This is a genomic window from Thioclava sp. F36-7 (genome assembly GCF_002020075.1).
Classification (GTDB): domain Bacteria; phylum Pseudomonadota; class Alphaproteobacteria; order Rhodobacterales; family Rhodobacteraceae; genus Thioclava; species Thioclava sediminum.
The window spans coordinates 1-17,556 of the sequence record NZ_MPZR01000019.1 but is presented as its reverse complement, the minus strand read 5'-3'; the positions used below and the strand labels follow the sequence as shown (position 1 = coordinate 17,556).

20 protein-coding genes and 2 pseudogenes are annotated in these 17,556 nt (G+C 61.2%); 14 read left to right on the top strand and 8 right to left on the bottom strand.

All coding sequences use genetic code 11. The features are described from left to right. Positions 1-10: 10 nt before the first annotated feature. The 4 genes and pseudogenes from BMI89_RS20085 to BMI89_RS21270 form a co-directional block, all read left to right on the top strand. On the top strand, positions 11-1,084 hold the full coding sequence (locus BMI89_RS20085) for a tartrate dehydrogenase (RefSeq protein ID WP_078572548.1): 1,074 nt from the start codon (positions 11-13) through the stop codon (positions 1,082-1,084). Next, on the top strand, positions 1,071-2,321 hold the full coding sequence (locus BMI89_RS20080; protein WP_078572547.1) for a glycerate kinase: 1,251 nt from the start codon (positions 1,071-1,073) through the stop codon (positions 2,319-2,321). The genes BMI89_RS20085 and BMI89_RS20080 overlap by 14 nt, the downstream gene beginning before the upstream one ends. After that, on the top strand, positions 2,293-3,756 hold the full coding sequence (gene pyk / locus BMI89_RS20075; RefSeq protein WP_210402186.1) for a pyruvate kinase: 1,464 nt from the start codon (positions 2,293-2,295) through the stop codon (positions 3,754-3,756). Before BMI89_RS20080 ends, pyk begins: the two co-directional genes overlap by 29 nt. Positions 3,757-3,852: 96 nt before the next feature. Then, positions 3,853-3,960, top strand: a pseudogene (locus BMI89_RS21270) (transposase); the annotation flags it as partial. 662 nt (positions 3,961-4,622) lie between these two features. Here the strand turns inward: BMI89_RS21270 and BMI89_RS20990 are convergent. Next, the gene (locus tag BMI89_RS20990) at positions 4,623-4,775 is read right to left on the bottom strand and encodes a hypothetical protein (RefSeq protein ID WP_168176853.1); all 153 of its coding nucleotides are present in this window, start codon (positions 4,773-4,775) and stop codon (positions 4,623-4,625) included. A gap of 193 nt (positions 4,776-4,968) precedes the next feature. On the opposite strand from BMI89_RS20990, the gene BMI89_RS20065 reads away from it, so the two are divergent. After that, on the top strand, positions 4,969-5,187 hold the full coding sequence (locus BMI89_RS20065) for a hypothetical protein (protein ID WP_078572545.1): 219 nt from the start codon (positions 4,969-4,971) through the stop codon (positions 5,185-5,187). An 8-nt stretch (positions 5,188-5,195) separates the two neighbouring features. Here BMI89_RS20065 and BMI89_RS20060 read toward each other — a convergent pair whose 3' ends face one another. From BMI89_RS20060 to BMI89_RS20040, 5 genes are all read right to left on the bottom strand, one after another. Continuing rightward, on the bottom strand, positions 5,196-5,471 hold the full coding sequence (locus BMI89_RS20060; protein ID WP_078572544.1) for a hypothetical protein: 276 nt from the start codon (positions 5,469-5,471) through the stop codon (positions 5,196-5,198). 314 nt (positions 5,472-5,785) lie between these two features. Next, positions 5,786-6,340 carry a hypothetical protein gene (locus BMI89_RS20055; RefSeq protein WP_078572543.1) on the bottom strand — a complete coding sequence of 185 codons (555 nt, stop codon included), beginning with the start codon at positions 6,338-6,340 and terminating at the stop codon, positions 5,786-5,788. A gap of 316 nt (positions 6,341-6,656) precedes the next feature. After that, entirely contained in the window at positions 6,657-7,085 is a 429-nt protein-coding gene (locus tag BMI89_RS20050) for a hypothetical protein (RefSeq protein ID WP_078572542.1), read from the bottom strand. 85 nt (positions 7,086-7,170) lie between these two features. Further along, positions 7,171-7,551: a hypothetical protein gene (locus BMI89_RS20045; RefSeq protein WP_078572541.1), complete on the bottom strand. Its 381-nt coding sequence runs from the start codon at positions 7,549-7,551 to the stop codon at positions 7,171-7,173. Between the two features lie 216 nt (positions 7,552-7,767). After that, positions 7,768-8,235 (bottom strand): type II toxin-antitoxin system PemK/MazF family toxin, encoded by a 468-nt coding sequence (locus BMI89_RS20040; RefSeq protein WP_078572540.1) that lies wholly within the window; start codon positions 8,233-8,235, stop codon positions 7,768-7,770. A 430-nt stretch (positions 8,236-8,665) separates the two neighbouring features. On the opposite strand from BMI89_RS20040, the gene BMI89_RS20035 reads away from it, so the two are divergent. Together BMI89_RS20035 and BMI89_RS20030 are read left to right on the top strand one after the other, a co-directional pair. Then, positions 8,666-10,087: a hypothetical protein gene (locus tag BMI89_RS20035; RefSeq protein ID WP_078572539.1), complete on the top strand. Its 1,422-nt coding sequence runs from the start codon at positions 8,666-8,668 to the stop codon at positions 10,085-10,087. After that, positions 10,087-10,851, top strand: a complete 765-nt coding sequence (locus BMI89_RS20030; protein ID WP_143593982.1) for a hypothetical protein — start codon at positions 10,087-10,089, stop codon at positions 10,849-10,851. Before BMI89_RS20035 ends, BMI89_RS20030 begins: the two co-directional genes overlap by 1 nt. Before the next feature lie 360 nt (positions 10,852-11,211). Here the strand turns inward: BMI89_RS20030 and BMI89_RS20025 are convergent, their stop codons facing one another. After that, positions 11,212-11,478 carry a hypothetical protein gene (locus BMI89_RS20025; protein WP_078572537.1) on the bottom strand — a complete coding sequence of 89 codons (267 nt, stop codon included), beginning with the start codon at positions 11,476-11,478 and terminating at the stop codon, positions 11,212-11,214. A 247-nt stretch (positions 11,479-11,725) separates the two neighbouring features. Beyond that, a complete protein-coding gene (locus BMI89_RS20020; RefSeq protein WP_078572536.1) occupies positions 11,726-12,184 on the bottom strand; it encodes a helix-turn-helix domain-containing protein in 459 nt (152 codons plus the stop codon). A gap of 74 nt (positions 12,185-12,258) precedes the next feature. Between BMI89_RS20020 and BMI89_RS20015 the strand changes: the two genes are divergently transcribed. The 7 genes and pseudogenes from BMI89_RS20015 to BMI89_RS20750 all read left to right on the top strand — a co-directional run. Beyond that, complete coding sequence (locus tag BMI89_RS20015) at positions 12,259-12,657, top strand: mercuric transporter MerT family protein (protein ID WP_078572535.1); 399 nt, start codon at positions 12,259-12,261, stop codon at positions 12,655-12,657. 13 nt (positions 12,658-12,670) lie between these two features. After that, complete coding sequence (locus BMI89_RS20010) at positions 12,671-12,967, top strand: hypothetical protein (protein WP_078572534.1); 297 nt, start codon at positions 12,671-12,673, stop codon at positions 12,965-12,967. Then, positions 12,964-13,194: a mercury resistance system transport protein MerF gene (gene merF, locus BMI89_RS20005; RefSeq protein ID WP_078572533.1), complete on the top strand. Its 231-nt coding sequence runs from the start codon at positions 12,964-12,966 to the stop codon at positions 13,192-13,194. Before BMI89_RS20010 ends, merF begins: the two co-directional genes overlap by 4 nt. A 12-nt stretch (positions 13,195-13,206) precedes the next feature. Further along, on the top strand, positions 13,207-14,622 hold the full coding sequence (gene merA / locus BMI89_RS20000; RefSeq protein ID WP_078572532.1) for a mercury(II) reductase: 1,416 nt from the start codon (positions 13,207-13,209) through the stop codon (positions 14,620-14,622). 34 nt (positions 14,623-14,656) lie between these two features. After that, positions 14,657-14,986: a YnfA family protein gene (locus tag BMI89_RS19995; protein WP_078572531.1), complete on the top strand. Its 330-nt coding sequence runs from the start codon at positions 14,657-14,659 to the stop codon at positions 14,984-14,986. A gap of 36 nt (positions 14,987-15,022) precedes the next feature. After that, a complete protein-coding gene (locus BMI89_RS19990) occupies positions 15,023-16,369 on the top strand; it encodes an NAD(P)/FAD-dependent oxidoreductase (protein WP_078572530.1) in 1,347 nt (448 codons plus the stop codon). A gap of 264 nt (positions 16,370-16,633) precedes the next feature. Continuing rightward, positions 16,634-16,761: pseudogene (locus BMI89_RS20750) on the top strand (IS3 family transposase); the annotation flags it as partial. Positions 16,762-17,556 lie beyond the last annotated feature (795 nt).

Here is a 17,556-nt window from a genome sequence, read left to right as displayed (position 1 = left end):
AGGTAGAGACATGGAAAGTAACCATCTGAACATCGCGGTCATCCCCGGCGATGGAATTGGCAAGGAAGTGATCCCTGAGGGGCTGCGCGTGATGGAGGCTGTCGCCAAGCGACACAGCATCGACATGCGGTTTGACGATTTCGATTTCTCCTCCTGTGACTACTATCGCAAGCACGGCCAGATGATGCCCGACGACTGGAAGGATCAGATTGGTGGCCATGATGCGCTGTTCTTCGGCGCCGTCGGCTGGCCAGATACGGTGCCGGACCATATCTCTCTCTGGGGCTCGCTGATCCAGTTCCGCCGTCAGTTCGATCAATATATCAGTCTGCGTCCCGCGCGGCTGATGCCGGGCGTGCCCAGCCCATTGGCGGGGCGCAAGCCCGGCGACATCGACATGTGGATCGTGCGCGAGAATACCGAGGGCGAATATTCCTCGATTGGCGGTAAGATGTTCCCGGACACGCCGCGCGAGGTTGTGATGCAGGAAACGGTGATGAGCCGGATCGGTGTGGATCGGGTTCTCAAATATGCTTTCGACCTGGCAGCAAAACGCCCGCGCGCCAAGTTGACCTCGGCCACGAAATCTAACGGTATTTCGATCACGATGCCCTATTGGGACGAACGGGTTGCCGAGATGGCCAAGGCCTATCCGGGTGTGAACGTCGACAAGTATCATATCGACATCCTGACCGCGCATTTCGTTCTCAACCCCGACAAGTTCGACGTGGTGGTGGCGTCGAACCTGTTCGGCGACATCCTGTCCGATCTCGGACCGGCCTGCACCGGCACGATCGGCATTGCGCCTTCGGCCAACATCAACCCCGAGCGGGATTTCCCCTCGCTGTTCGAACCGGTGCATGGTTCGGCGCCGGATATTGCCGGGCAGGGCGTCGCCAACCCGATCGGCCAGATCTGGGCGGGGGCGATGATGCTCGATCACCTCGGTCACCCCGAGGCCGCAACGGATGTGGTTTCCGCCATCGAGCGTGTTTTGGCAGAGCCTGCCTTGCGCACCCGCGATCTTGGCGGACCTGCGGACACCGTGACTTGTGGCAAGGCGGTAGCCGATGCAATCGGCTGAACAACTGCTTCTTGAGATGCTGGACGCGGCGATCGCCGCTGCCGACCCTGCGACTGTTCTTGCTCGGCATCTGCCCCCGAAACCTGCCGGGCGATGCATCGTGGTCGGCGCAGGAAAATCCGCCGCCTCGATGGCGAAGGCGCTGGAGCAGGCTTGGCCCGACGTTGACCTTTCGGGCGTTGTTGTCACACGGTACGGGCATAGAGTGCCGACCGAACGTATTCAGGTCCGGGAAGCCTCCCATCCCGTGCCTGACGCCGCCGGAGAATGCGCTGCAAAAGAAATTCTAGCCGCCGCACAAGCTGCGGGGCCTGATGACCTTGTGCTGGCACTGATCTCTGGCGGCGGCTCAGCCCTGATGCCGCTGCCCGTTTCCCCCCTTTCCCTGGACGAGAAGATCGAGGTCAACCGTCTGCTGTTGAAATCCGGCCTGACGATCGAGGACATGAACCGTGTCCGCCGCCGCCTTTCGCGGGTCAAAGGAGGTGGGTTGGCCGCGGCCGCGGCCCCCGCAAAGCTGGTATCGCTAGCGATCTCGGACGTGCCAGGAGATGACCCCGCCGCCATCGCCTCTGGCCCGACGGTTCCCGATCCCTCGGCCACCGAGAACCTGTCGCATCTTGTCACCCGGCTCGGCCCCTCACTGCCGCAGGCGGCGCGCGACATCTTGCTCGCAAATCCTGAACCAGCAACCGGTTTCGTCCCCGACTTCCGCATTATCGCGACACCTCAGACGTCGGTGGAAGCCGCGGCCTGGGTTGCGCGCGACGCAGGCGTTTCGCCAATTCTGCTTGGCGACGCTCTGGAAGGTGAAGCGCGCGAACTCGGCATCATCATGGCGGGAATAGCCAAAGCGGTGCGCACCCATGGCACGCCATTGCGTGCGCCTGCCGTTCTGCTTTCGGGTGGGGAAACCACCGTATCGATTGGCGACACAAAACCTGGGCGCGGTGGCCGGAACACCGAATTTCTGCTGTCGCTCGCTATTGCCCTCAACGGCTCTGAGCAGATTCATGCGCTTGCCGCCGATACCGACGGGATCGATGGCACCGAAGACGCCGCTGGTGCTCTGATCGGACCTGACTTTCTGGTCCGAAGCCAAGCGGTGGGGCTCGATCCGAAGGCCTATCTTGGCGCTCATGACAGCTACAGTATTTTCGATCGGCTGGACGCATTGATCCGCACCGGGCCAACTCTGACAAACGTTAATGATTTCAGAGCGGTTCTCGTTCTTTGAAATTGAGATGAAGGACTCCCTCATGATCCGCGACAGACGAGCCAAAATCGTTGCCACAGTGGCGCCGGCGAGTGGCTCTCCGTTCATGCTGCGCACCTTGTTCACGAAAGGCGTTGATACGTTTCGACTGAACTTCAGTCACGGTGAGCACGCGATCCACGCCGCGACGGTCGACGCGATCCGGGCGCTGGAACGAGAGGTTGGCGTGCCGATCGGTATCCTCCAGGACTTGCAGGGGCCCAAGATTCGGCTTGGCCGCATAGCTGGAGGCGAGCGGACGCTGGAACGTAGTGAAAAGATCGCTCTGGTGGCTGAGGACACCACTGACAGTTTGACAGAGATACCCCTGCCGCATCCCGAGATATTCGATGCAATCGCGCCCGGACACCGTTTGTTCATCGATGATGGACGGGTCCAGTTGACGGTTGTTGCGAAGGCGCCGGGCCGGATCGAGGCCGAGGTTTTGCAAGGCGGAAAGGTCAGCGACCGCAAGGGTGTGAACCTGCCCGACTGTGTTCTGGAGCTGCCGGTGCTAACCGAGAAAGACCGCGGCGACCTTGAATACGGCTTGTCGCTTGGTGTTGACTGGGTTGCCCTTTCCTTCGTGCAGAAAGCCAGCGATATCGATGCTCTGCGCGCCATCGTCGGCAACAGTGTCGGAATTGTGGCGAAGATCGAGAAACCGTCGGCCTTGGACGAAATCGAAGCCATCGTCCGCAAGTCGGACGCGATCATGATCGCCCGCGGCGACCTCGGGGTGGAGATACCGCCGGAACAGGTGCCTGCTCGACAGAAAGAAATCATTGCGCTGTGTCGCCGCGAATGCCGCCCCGTGATCGTGGCAACGCAGATGCTTGAATCGATGACATCCTCACCCGCGCCAACGCGGGCAGAGGCATCCGACGTGGCCACTGCGGTCTACGACGGCGCAGATGCGGTAATGCTCTCAGCAGAAAGTGCCACCGGTGCGTTTCCTGCCGAGGCTGTTGAGGTGATGGATCGCATCATCCGAAGCACAGAGGCGCACTCATTCTACGCCAAATCTATTGCTGCCAGCCGCGAGCCAGCTCCGACCCCCGCGGACATGATCGCCGATACAGCGGCAACACTAGCTTGTTCGCTTCAGTCAAAATGCATCCTGGCATATTCTGTAAGCGGCGCAACCGGCGTTCGCATTGCCGCCCGTCGCCCCAAATTGCCGCTGATCCTCATGACCCGCGATGAGCGCGTATCGCGCCGGATGGCGCTGGTTTGGGGCATGCGGTCTATACAGGAACCGTCGATCGGCGACTACAACTCGATGGTCGCCACCGCGAAGGACGAATGCGCACGCCTTTTGTCCCCGGCGATCGGAGATACGATGGTAGTCCTGTCGGGGTCACCTTTTGGCAAAGTCGGTAGCACCAACAATATTCGTGTTGCGACGTTTCGGTAAGGAAGCCCTGAACTGGCCCCCTTTTCGACCCATCACTTGGGCATGACCATGGAGGTTGAGGAATATCCTAAGCACGTGTTTATGTCTGACTATTAGATCATCACGGATCTCGGCCAGCGCCGCCGCTGGACTTCGTCTGAGAAAATGCGGATCGTCGAGGAGACTTTAGAAGAGAATGCCAGCATTTCGGTCGTGGCGCTGCGACGTGTTCTGCCGGAGCACGCTCCGGAAGCGCTCGACCGATGGTTGGCAGCGGGGCAGGGGACTCCGGTCGCACCGGCGACTGGCGCTCTTGAGACGATGCTCTCCGACGCCCCGCGCACGCATCTCGCTGCGTTGATCCTCGCGGATGCCGCCTTGGTGCAGGTGACCTGCCTCGAGTCTTTCATCTTGCCACGACCGGAGCCCACTTAGTGTTTGCTCTGCCTACTCTTTCTGGACCTCTGGACGTCGGAGTTTCCGGACTTTGTCACGATGGCGGGCTGGTTGCGCCAAAGCATGGACACCCGAACCTTGCGGTTCGGGTGTGCCTTTTCCCCGCACATGCGGGGGACGCGCCATGCCTTACGACGAGGATAGTCGTTGAGTTCGGATCATCCCTGCACATGCAGGAGAAACTCATTCAGGCTGGCGATGGGCTTCGTTGACCGGAGGCGGGCTGAGCGGGATTTTCCGCGGCCCTGACTCTTAAAATAGGTTCGGCGACTCTACTGCGGAAACCCGATCCGAGCCGGCAAGGTCATTTTTTGTTTTCACCTAACGTCAACTCTCGTCGGGTCACCGCCTATTCGCCTACTAACTATCCTTCATTGCGTGTGGTGGCGAGAGGCGACGATACCCGCCTCTCCCATGTGACATGGGTCACTTCATGCGCGGACGGAAATGAAAATTTGGCTCGCGCCACATTTTTTCCGCCGTTGCTCCGGCTGCGAGCTGCCGGATGAAGCCTCATCCTTACTTTTGGGGTCCATGACGGCCAGGGTTTCAAGCGCCGAAGTGTCTCTGATGATGGCGTCCATGTTTTATATCCTTCACCAAGTTCGGCGAAGCGCCCGTTGAAGAAGGCGATGTCGTGAGCTCTTTGCATTTCAACTCGGTCGCGGCTCCTCGCTCTCGGAATGCGCGAACAAGAATTGGACGGAACCGGTCGGGCCGTCTATCCTGATAGCCACGCATCTGCGGTGGTGCCGCACGGAATCCGGAAGGCTCAAGATGACGAAAGACCCGCACGATACCGGAGCCGAGGCGCGTTCTGTCTCTGAATACAGCGGCGGCGTTGAGAGTGCGTGGCTGGACGCATTTACCGAAGCGATGTCCAAACCGACGGCTCAGGAGATTGCTTTCTTCGAGAGGCAGCGCGCGCTCGGGCTGGGCGTCGGACTGGACGAGAACGGCGATCTTGTCTACGCCCGCCAGTCTTCTCGCGAATAACCCGGGCTTCATTGGAAGCCATAAAGGATGTCGCGGATCTCATCCTCGAATAGGTCCAGTCCGATCAGATCGGCGAATTCCGCGCCTGCATCCGCTGAAATATCCATGAACTCGACGGGTCCATTTTTCAGATCGGTAAGCATTCCGGCGTATGTTCCGTAGCCGAGGCCGCGCGCGGCGAGTTCCATCCTCAGGCTCGGACCGAGTTCTGGGAGGGCCAATGCAAGATGGCGCTTGAAGCGGCGGATGTCAGACATGTCGAGTGCGATGGTGGCGGGTTGCATGGTTTCTCCTTGAGCATGGGGTTCAGGTTGGCCTATCGGGGGTTGCCGGGGATATGGGACCTGCGCGCGGTTACGGAAAAAAGATCGCGCGTTTACGCGAAAAAGTTGGTGACTGATCGCGCGGGGCGTTGGTGACGACGCAACTTGGCTCGGTAGGTTCAGCGCCACCGTCGGGGGGTGGGCTAGGACGACCACTGACCACACAGGGGGCCTTGCAAGTTCGAGAGATTTTGTTGGGAGACGGCTGCAAGGCGTGACGCATTTATGCGCACCGACCTGCTGGCTTCATGACCGGGGAGGACGTAAGCTTCGGCCTAGCGCCAATGATATGCTATCTCGACAAGCAGGCCGTGGGCGGCGGGATCATCGGCTTCGCGCAGGTCGATCGCCTGATCGAGTTCTTCTTTGACGAAGCTGTTCCACCCGAGAAACCCGGGCGCGGTCCCTGACTTCAGCGAAGACAGAGCGTCGGCGCGCCTGCTGAGGACGCCATAGTTTTCGTCGCGCAGGTCGTCGAGCATCATGGTCTTCAAGATCGGCTCGGCGATTGCAGGATCGCTGCAGATTTTGCTGGCAGTGGCTTCGTCCAGCGAAAGACGTTCGCCGGTTACCCTTCGCACCGTTTGGTCCCAGTCGAGGTCTTCACTGAGCCACTTCGGCGTGGCGTCGCTGTGATCCGCGCACCAGATCTGGTTCTCGCGCTGCGAACACACAGCGATGACTTCGAGCGACGGGTGCTCAGACTCTCCGAACTGCATTTCGACATAGTCGTAAAGGTATGTGACGAGGTCCGCCACGCTGATGGTCTCACCCAGATCGAGGTCGATTTCGGTGATGAGCAGGCACGTATTGCCGTAATGTGAACTCATGAGCAGGTTTCCTTTTTCTGGCGGCGGTTTCACTTGGGAGGGGGCAGCCGCGGTAGTTGTGTTTCGGCGATGGCTAGCCGCACGATCTCGTTTTGACCACGCTTCAGATTTGGTTTGACCTCTTTCTCGGCGGCCGAAGGCGCAGCCACCTTGGGGGAAGCGAGGGTGCGGTGCGCGTAGTGAGCGCTTTGCGCCGCAACCGGAAGTGAGGTGGGCGTGGTAGGGAGCTGCAGAAGAAAAAACTGCAGACATTTGCGATTTTCCTCGACGACGCAGGAGCGTCAGGCCGGGATTTCCCGGCCTGACGCTCTTTTTCTTAGCTGTTGGTGGCGAGCGACCTGCGCCGAAGCGCCGACACCTGGCGTTCGGCGGTCAGTTGATCGAGCACCGTTTGACGAAGATGGCGGAAGACGCGCAGCTCTTCCCAGAGCCGCCGGATCGCCTCGAGCTCCGGGTCGAGGAAGGCGTAGTCGTCTGTGTCACAGTGCAGCGCGATGTCCCGGTAGCCTGGGGCGCGGGCCGTCAGAGCTTCGAGCACCTGGGTCTGCAGCAGGTCGAGAGTGGCCTCTTCACGGTCGCGATAAAGCTCGCCAGCGCGAAACGCTTCAAGCATGGTGCGGATACGCGGTGCGTCCTGCTGCAGGTCGAGGGGGCTCTCGTCAAGTGCGGTCTGGAGCGCGCGCGCCGCCTCGATCGCCGCGCGGGCCGTGGTTTCGATGTTGGGCTGGATTTGTGTGATGGTCATGAGTGACTCCTGTTTCGATCTGCTGGAGTGCGGATCGTTCAAGGTCGCGCCGCCGATTTTTCAGGGCGGCGCGAAGGGGGGATGATCAGGCTGCTTGCTGGCGTTTGCGCGTGTCCGCGCGCTCTTCCGCCTGCAGATCCGCGAGGCGGTCGGTATATTGGTCAGTGAGGAGACAGATTTCTTCGACGACGGGGTCGTTGGGGTCGAGGTCGGCGAAATATCCCGCCTCGAGGCTGTCGAGATCGTCGACGAGCTCGAGCGTAAGCAGGTCCGAGACCCACTGGAGCTGCCGCCACAGCGTCCGGGAAATCGGGATGGGCTGCGCCAGATCGCGCGTAAGTGCCGCCACGCGACGTGCAGCCTGTGGACCGCCGAGGCGCGTGGCCGCTTCGCGAAGCGCTTCCCGTTGTTCGGTGAGGAATTCGGACATCAAAATGCGTGCGACTGGGATGGTTTGGTAGTGCATGGGACAGATCCTTCTGTCGTGCCCGGCGGATTTTCCGGGGGCTTCAAGAACGACCCCGTGGGGGAGCCATTGCGATTGAGGTGAGGGGTTGAAGCGCGAGATCATCGGAGATGACCGAAGGTCTGTTTTGATTTGCTGAACGAGCCGCTGGGGCCGCGAGGGCGCTTCGCTGCGAGAGCGCCATCGACGGGTCAGTGGCTCGGGGTTGCTTGATCCTCAAGCGGGGCTTTTCTCAGCGGCCGCATGCTGGGCGAGCAGGCGTTTTTGCACCAAGAGCATCCGCTCGAATGCACGGCCACTCAGAGCGCCAAGCACCGGGGTGCGCAGGTCCGGGCAAACGCAGAGTGCGGGGTCGTTCGTCCGGATCACGCGCGTGCGCGAACCGAGAAAACCGGTCGCACGGTCGAGGCCGCAGGCCATCGCGGTGGTGAGCGACAGCTCGATCCCGAGCGGGTTGCGCGCTCTTTTGCGACTTGATGTTCCGTAGGCAATACAGAGCCAGCGCTGACCGTTGTGATGGGAGACCGCAAGCACGAGGCAGGGACGGGGCTTGGGGCGCTCCTCTGTCGCCCCCTCTCGTAGTGGGAAGCGATAGGAGATGATGTCGCCGGCCTTGATCGTGTCGGACCAAGGTTTCGGGCGCTGCTGCGGTTTGGCGGGGCGGGTCGAAGGGGTCTCAAGCATGTGTCAGTCCTTAGAGTCGGAATGACGCACGAAATTTGGAGGCCGTGATTGGCTTTTCTGTCGCGCGTCACACCGCGCGGGCGACAGAAAAGCCAATCGCAGGCTACCTCTCTATTACTCTCTGAGTTTGCTGCCTGTTCGTGGTTTGCAGAAGTCGTGGTTTCCTCGCGGCGCGCTGATCAGCACAGCTGATTTTCGGCCCGCCAGACCCTTGGCCCGGTGCCTCAGGGAAGGCGCGCTCAGGTCGATCCGCCACCGTTCTGCCCGTCCGTTTCTCTCCGCCAGTCTTCGCACCACGTTCGTCGTTCCGGGGGCCGATTTGATCCACGAAAGGCGTCGATGAAAATTTTTTCGAATTTTTTTCATCTTTTGATTTCTGTTTTTCCGGGACCGCTCGACTTCCCCTTCACATCAACCAGGAGAAGTCCTCATGACTATTCACGTCCCCGTTCAACCGACCTGCAACGTTGCTTCCGCTCTTGATCAGTTCTTCACGCGGCCCGAGATTGCCAAAGCCTGTTACGGTCGGCTCGTCGAACTCTATCCCGTGCAAGCCGGTGATCTCTGGATCGAACCGTCCGCGGGAGCTGGCGCGTTTCTCGAGCTGATGCCCAAGACCAGTATCGGGCTCGACCTCGTTCCCGCCGCAGACGGCGTCACCTACGCAGATTATCTCGACTGGACGCCGCCGAGCGGGTTTCAGCGTCATCTGGTCGTCGGCAATCCCCCGTTCGGGCGGAACACGAGCACAGCGGTCGCCTTCTTCAACCGTGCGGCGGAGCATGCGGATGTCATCGCGATGATCTTGCCTCGCTCGGTGCGCAAGCCGTCGGTGCGGCGCAGGCTCGACGAGAAGTTCCATCTCGTCGATGAAATCCTGCTGCCGAGCGGGTCCTTTCTGTATGAGGGGAAACCCGCGTCGGTCCGCACCGTCTTCCAGATCTGGGAGCGCCGCGACGATGCGCGCGTCGAGGCGCCGGCCTGCATCAGCCATCCGGATTTCGTCTTCTGCGATGCCGCCGAGGCCGAGTTCGCCATCCGTCGCGTGGGCGGCGTCGCGGGCCGGATTTTTAATGACCTCGCGCGTCGCTCGCCGAATTCGCATCTCTTTGTGAAAGCCGCTGATGGCGTCACTCCCGAACGTCTGCGCGAGCGCTTCGCGCAGCTGGATTTCAGCGAGGTGCGCGAAGATTCCGTCGCGCATTACTCGGTCGCGAAGAGTGATGTTGTCGTCCTCTATGAGGCGCTGGTCATTGCAGAGGGTTCAGCTGCGCGCTGCTTGGTCGATCGCGGTGACGACGGCTCCAAGGACGCGTCTCGCGAAGATCGCCCGAAGGGTGCCGCGAGCAAGGCCAGTGGCCAATTGCCGCGCGACGCACAGCGCCTGGCGCCCGAGCTGCGGTCCATCAGCGAGAAATCGTCGCCCGATGTTCCTCCGAAAAATTCGAGTCAAACCACTCCGGCAACCTCGCGCTACATCTCGCGGCCCGCTAGCAGGCCGTCCGTGCGCACCCCTCACGTCGTTCTAAACAGGACAAATATCATGCAAGACAAAACCAGGGTCTCTGAACTGAAGACTGCAAATCTCTCGGTTCGGGATTTTGAACTCTACGCTCATACCGAGGACCTGCTCTTGCTCGAGGCGGAGCTCGTGTTTGAGCTTGCCGCTACGCGCGTGCAGGTCATCGCGAAGATCACCATCACCGGCGAAAATGTCTCTGTGCACGCCGAACGCATCCAGGACGAAATGGGCCTCCCTATCGTGGGAGAGCACCTGCTGGCGATCGTTATCGCCAATCGCCGGGAGGAGATCGCCGATCTCGTGCGGGCTGCGGCCAAGACGAGCGCTTGATGACGAAGGCCTTGCGAAGCCATCGGGTTCGTAAGGCGCCTCACCGAAAGCACGCGACAACGCTGTGTTTTTCCGATTTTCTGACACAAAACCAAAGGCAACCAATGCTTCAGTATCCCATCACCAACTTTCTTCTGCTTCCCGAAGACACTATCGATGAAGGTCAATTTGACATCGATCCCGTCGATCGGCGTGACGATCGCTGCTACGACGCAGAAGAGCTTGAAGATTTTCGTTACGAGGTCGAGTTCCAACTCAATATCCTTCTCGACAACAAGGCAGGCTATTGCTGTGTGCTCGGCTTCGCCTCGGAATGGCTCGATATCTCATTCGTGGAGCCGCCTCCCGCCTATTGCTCCCACATCCCCGTCGCTCCGAAACTCATCAAAACCGGAGGAACCTGGGACGAGACGATGGGCGCTGTCGATGCATATTTCGGTGCAAATCCTCAGTTTGGCGCGAAAACCTTGGAAGAATACGAGCGGCAGACGCGCGACTTTCGTGAGGAGCAGAAAAAGCTGGGCCGGGCCATCGCACATCTCCGTATCGATGAGGAATGGGAAGAGGCGAAACGTCTCGAAAGAAAATGCCGAGAGATGGCTGAGCCGGTTCGGCCGGGGTTTCATCGGCTCGACGCCTTCACGGGCGACCCGGTCGAACGGGCAATCGATTTCGGCACAGTTTATTCACACGAGCGGCTCCTTCTCGAGGTTACCTTTGAAAATTGGCCGCTACTGAACTCTGCTCAGGTCGTTGGCCGCTGAGGAGAAAAAGCGTCGCCTGCGGCTCCGGGGCGGGAGAATTTACGCGCTGTCGCAGGCGGCGCTTTTGACAGCAGAACTCCGGAATGCGTATGGGGTGGTGGATCGCTGCTCAGCAAGGGTGTCAGGGCAGCGAGACGCGAGTTTCAGGGGGATGCGCGGTGCTGAACCGATATTCGTATGAGTTGCGCCGAGCTACATCGAGCGACAGAACTTCGACCAGCTGGACTTTACTGGTCGAAGTGGGTGGGGCGCGGGCACCTCTCTCGGCATCCATGTCCGAATTCTTCGGGCTTGTATGCGTTTCCAGATGAACGTACCGTCGATCGCTCGTTGGGCCTGCTGTGAATTCTTGGCCCCGGGCTAAGTCTGCAGAGACGAGTGCTTGTCAATCGCAGAGCGATAGGCTGCGACAAGGTCGGGCTCCGGCATCTCTCCGGTGAGCGACTCGCAGGTCTGAACGTTTTCGAGCGACAACTCCGAAAGAGTCGCGACCTGTTCCGGGCTTGGGTTCACCGCGTCGCGCAGAGCACGGAGTTCCATCGCGAGATCAATCTTGTCCGGAAACTCGGCCTCGCGATCGGCGATCTCCGGTCGCGCCTCAAGCAGCATCTCGCGAAAGTGCTTCATGCGTCTCTTATAGCATGGTTCGGGTACTTGAGGGAGCTTCGATTTGTCAGGCTTGGAGACAATCGGCCAGAACCGCAACTTCGTTTAAGCTCACTGCGCCGCAGTGCCGCATTCCGAAAGCGGCCATTGGCGGTGTCGCGCGGTATCTCTCATCTCGGCGAAACGGCTTGAGTAGCGCTGCGCAAGCGGAAGGTGGCTCGAGAAAGGTTGGCGGCGAACGGACTTGTTCGACACCTCGTGCCGACGGTCAATATTCAGACAGACCGTCGTCCTTTTCTCGCTTGATCGGCCCCTTAATGAGAACCTCAAGCAGCGGGCAATCTGGGGTTTCTTCGCCTGTGCAGCGTGCGATGGTCCGGTCGAGAACGATCTCAATCGCCTGAAGATCGCGGATCTTTGCGCGGACCACGTCCAGATGATGGGACCCCATCCGTTCGATTTCTGCGCAGGTATGACTGCCGCGATCGACAAGGGAGAGCAACTCGCGGATTTCCTCCATTGTGAAGCCCAGTTCGCGTGCTCGCATCACGAAGTTCAGCCGTTCGACGTGGGCATCACCGTAGCGTCGATGCCCAGCGGAGCTGCGTGGCGGGTCGGGCAACAAACCGACCTTTTCGTAGTAGCGTATCGTCTCGAGGTTGCAGCCTGTCAGGCGAGCGAGGTCGGAACGCTTCATTTCGCTCGCGTTGGCGTGATCGTCGGACACTGGATTTCTCCTTGATCCTGTAGTTGCTACAGACCCTACGTTGCTACTCGCCGAAGGACAACAGGAGCGAAGCGATGACGTCGCAAACCACCAATACCGAACGACATGCTGCAGAAAGACCGGATAGGGCCGGATGGGCTGCAACCGGTGCCGGGTTGCTAGGCGCGCTGGCGATGACCTCCTGCTGCATCCTGCCGCTTGTCTTGGTAAGCCTCGGCGTTACCGGCGTATTCATCGGTCAACTCACCGCCCTCTACGCCTACAAGTGGCTCACACTTTCTCTCGCGACCATCGCGCTTGGCTACGGGTTTTGGAAGGCCTACCGCCCGGTCCCAATCGAGGAGTGCGGCGCTGGTACCTGTGCTCGCCCAGTGGATCGCGCCCTGATGCGAGCGCTTCTCTGGGGAGCGCTGGTCGTGGTGCTGCTGGCGCTAGCATTTCCCTATGTCGCCCCCTTCGTTTTGACGTTCTGAAATGGAGTTACCGATGAAACGCATCCTTATTACTGCAATTCTACTTCTCGCTCCTGTCGTGGCGCTGGCAGGCGAGGCGCAGACGAGGCTACACGTCACTGCGCTGACCTGCCCCTCCTGTAGCTACATCGTGGCGACCGCGCTCAAGCGCGTGGAGTCGGTCAAGATCGCAGAGTTCGTCGAAGGCGAGGCCGAGGATGGCATCTATGTCCTGCATTACGACGATGCCGTCACCGATCCCAAAGCACTCATCGCAGCCGTCACCGGCGTCGGCTACGGTGCAGCCCTAGCTGACGGGGGCGGGTCATGACCGATAGCCATACGTGCTCCCGAAAGAATGACCGACTTCTGAAATATGGGCTGATCGGCGCCATGGTTGCAGCCCTATGCTGCTTCACCCCGATTCTGGTAGTACTGCTGGGCGCGGTCGGGCTCTCCGCCCTTCTGGGCTGGCTCGACATCGTGCTGCTACCGACGCTCGTGGTATTCGTCGGAGTCACCCTCTATGCGCTTTGGCGGCGACGGGACCCGAACTGAAGAGGGACTGATATGAAAGATTTCTGCTTTTCCAAGGACAGAACCTACGACCTTGCCGTGATCGGTGCCGGCTCGGCCGGATTTTCGGCTGCCATCACGGCTGCCGAGGCCGGCGCGCGCGTTGCCCTGATCGGCGACGGCATGATCGGCGGCACTTGCGTTAACGTGGGCTGCGTGCCCTCCAAAGCCTTGATCCGCGCGGTAGAAGGCCTGCAGCACGCACGAGCGATAAATCGCTTCGACGGTATCGAGGGGGAAGCCCGCGTTATCGACTGGGCAACGACAGTGTCACAAAAGCAAGCGCTCGTGGAGGACCTGCGTGCGGCGAAATACACTGACGTCCTGCCACGGCACGAGAACATCGATTATGTCGAAGGCCGCGCCCGGTTCGACGACGAAGGCCAGCTGACCGTAAAAGGCGCTGCCTTTCCAGCGACTAAGATCGTCATCGCGACCGGTTCCCGACCACATGTGCCAGCGATCCCCGGTATCGAGGAGGTCGGTGCCCTCGACAGCAGCTCGGCGTTGGAGCTCATAGAGTTGCCCGCATCAATGCTGGTCCTCGGCGCGGGTTACATCGGCGTGGAGTTGGCGCAGCTTTTCGCTCGTGCCGGTGTCGCCGTGACGCTGATAAGCCGAAGCGGCGTGCTGCCGAAGGCCGAGCCAGAGATCTCCAAGGCGCTGGAGGGCTACCTTGCAGAAGAGGGCATCCGATTGGCGCGTGTTTCAGGCTACGATAGCGTGGCAAGTGACGGCGATACCATTCGCCTGATCGCCACGAGCGGTGAAAGCTTCGAAGCCGAGCGGCTGCTGCTCGCCACTGGGCGGGTGCCGAATAGCGATGGTCTGAACCTCGCCGCCGCCCGGATCGAGACCAATGGGCAGGGCGGGATCGTCGTCGACGAGCACATGCGCACGGCGAACCCCTTGGTGTGGGCCGCGGGTGATGTCACCGGGCGCGACCAGTTCGTCTATATGGCAGCCTACGGCGCCAAGCTCGCGGCCCGAAATGCAGTGGCAGGCGAGGCGCGCAGCTATGACGACGACACGATGCCTTGGGTGGTATTCTCCGACCCGCAGGTGGCGGGCGTGGGTCTGAGCGAGGCACAGGCGCGCGCCGCCGGGCACGAGGTCGTCACCTCGGTTCTGCCGCTCGACGCCGTGCCGCGCGCGCTGGCGGCCCGCGATACGCGTGGGCTGATCAAGCTGGTGGCGGAGGCGGGCAGCAAGCGGCTGCTGGGCGCGCAGATCCTCGCCCCCGAGGGCGCCGACAGCATCCAGGCCGCCGCGATGGCCCTCAGGGCCGGATTCACCTACGAGGAGCTTGGTGACACCATCATGCCCTATCTCACGACGGTCGAGGGGCTGAAGCTTGCCGCCCAGACTTTCGAGAAAGACGTCGGTGCACTCAGCTGCTGCGCGGGGTAGCGACCCTCGACCACGACAGGAGACCCAAAATCCCATGCCGACCCTTGCCGCCTATATCGGCGCCGCACTTGCCGAGATCGCCGGTTGTTTCGCTTTCTGGGCTTGGCGCCGGCTGGACAAGTCGATCTGGTGGCTAGCGCCAGGCATGACCTCGCTGGCACTGTTCGCCTACCTGCTGACGCTGGCTGACAGTGCCGCCGCTGGACGAGCCTACGCGGCCTATGGCGGCATCTACATCGCCGTCTCCCTGATTTGGCTGTGGACCGTTGAAGGGGTGCGACCGGATCGGTGGGACCTGATCGGCGTCAGCTTCTGTCTTCTCGGTGCTGGGATCATCATCGCAGGGCCCCGTGCGCCGGTCTGACCCCACGAAGCCAATTCGACAGAACAAGGAGCAAAGATGACTGACACGCTCGACCTGATCGTCATCGGTGCCGGCATGGCCGGGATCACCGCCGCGAAGAAATGCAGCAATGCTGGCTGGTCCGTCGCCATCGTCGACGAACTCCCCTACGGCGGCACCTGCGCGCTAAGGGGGTGCGACCCGAAGAAGATGCTTCGTTCCGGAGCCGAGGCAGTGGAGGCCGCGCAGCGACTGTCCGGCAAAGGCATCGCGGGCGAGACCCGGATAGACTGGCCGGCCCTGATGAAGCACAAAGAGAGCTTCACCGATCCGGTGCCCCAGAGCATGGAGAGCGGGCTGAAGGAGGCTGGGGTCCAGACGTTCCACGGCGGTGCTCGTTTCACGGCCGAGGACCGGATCGAGATCGAGGGTCAGGGCGAGATCGCCTTCCGCCATGCGCTGATCGCCACGGGGGCTAAGCCGCGGCCTCTGGAGTTTCCCGGCGCCGAGACGCTGATCGACAGCACCGACTTCCTGAACCTCGCCGAGCTGCCCCATCGGATCGCTTTCGTCGGCGGCGGCTACATCTCCTTCGAGTTCGCGCATATCGCGGCACGCGTCGGGGTGCAGGTGACGATCCTCGACCGTGGCGCGCGGCAGTTAAAGATGTTCGATCCCGACTTGGTCGACATGCTGCTGGACCGGAGCCGCGCCGCCGGGATCGAGATCGTCGACGAGGCCGCGATCGAGCGAGTCGAGGATGCCGATGGGGTGCATCGCGTGGTCTACCAAAAGGCGGGCAAGAGCCACACCGTCGAGGCTGATCTCGTCGTGCACGGCGCGGGCCGGGTGCCCGCCACCGACCATCTCGACCTCGCCGCAGCCAGCATCGAGACTGAGCGTGACGGGGTCAAAGTCACACCCTGGCTGCAATCGCAGTCGAACTCGCGCATCTTCGCGGCCGGCGACGCCGCCGACTCGCCCGGCAAGCCGCTGACCCCGGTGGCGGTGTTCGAGGGCAAGATCGCCGCGTCTAATATGCTCAAGGAGAAGCGGACAGAACCCGATTACACCGGTGTGCCGAGTGTGGTCTTCACCATTCCCGAACTCGCGCGGGTCGGCATGCTCGAGGAGGAAGCGCGCGCGAGGGGTGACGTCGAGGTGCGTTTCACCGACACCTCGAGTTGGTTTTCGCAGAAACGGCTGGGTGAAAGTCACGCGGGCGCAAAAATCATCGCCAGCGAAGGCGGGCAGATCCTCGGCGCGCACATGTTCGGTCCTGACGCTGCCGAGCTCATCAATATCTTCTCTCTGGCGATCAAACTGGGGCTGACCGTAAAGCAGGTGAAATCCATGCCAGCAGCTTATCCGACGGGGGCGTCGGACATCGGGTCGATGTTCTGAGCGCTGCGCATCGCGGCCATCCCCGCCTCGAACAACATTCGTCATACCGGGCTGGAAGCCGCCTTGCGGTGGAGCTGCATGGGGCATTGCCGTTCCTGATCGCCTTGTCGGTCCTGACTGGACGTTGAGGGTAGCCATCCGCTGAGCCGCCTAAAATGCCGTTCATTTTGCCGTCCTCTCATATGCCTCATCCCGGCACAGGACTCCCACAGATGATCCCAGAGCGGCAGGAGGCGTTCGGCAAAGCGCTTACGTCTGGACCCGTACATTTTCGAAAACATTGAGGAGGTGCAGCATATTGCCACCGAGTGGCTATGGCCTACAACCATGAAGGCCCGAATATGGGCAACGGCGGGATGACGCCCGCCCAGAAACTGAAGATGGCCGCGTAAATTTTGGGAATGTCAGCAAATCGTGTTGGTTCGCCTTCGTTCTGCCAGAAGTAGCCAATATCGCATCTGCCGTTCTGCCGGAGATGTTCTATGCGCCATGCCACGCCTGCCCAGCTGCTTGATGCTCTTCTCAAATCCATCTCGGAGCTGCCACCCGCGCAGATCGGGAAGGCGGAGGCTGCCCTTGCGACCGCGCGACGAAGGGCAGAAGCCGTCGTCGAGATCGACGAGGTTGGCGAGGAACAGGCCTGCCCCCATTGTTGCTGCACCGCGCGGTCTTCTTGGGGCACGACCCGAACCGGGGCGCGCCGCTGGCGGTGCAAGGGCTGTTCGCGAACCTGGACCGGGAGAACCGGCACGCCGCTCGCCCGTGTTCATCGTCCAGGCCTGTTCATCGAGGTCCTTCGCAACATGCTGGACCCCGGGGATAGTCCGCTCTCCTGCCGCAAGCTTGGAGCCCGTCTCGGGGTCTCTCGCGACACGATCTGGCGCTGGAGAATAATTGTCTTCGACCAAATTCTGAAGGTCGAACCGGGCGCACTTTCCGGGATCATAGAAACCGACGAGACCTTCCAGAGGGAAAGCCGGAAGGGATCGCGTGAGTGGGTTCGGTATGCGCAAGATCCCTCACGATTCCCGCAGTGTCAACGGCGGAGCAAAAACCGGCCACGGGGCGGAGCAAAAGTCTGCCGCCAGAGAGGGCATGGGATTGAAGCGAAGGGAACGCTTCGCGCCCCGGCAGCTGCGCTTTTCAGATAGCTGGCGGCTGCCGGGGCGCTTTGGCCCAGCGGGCCA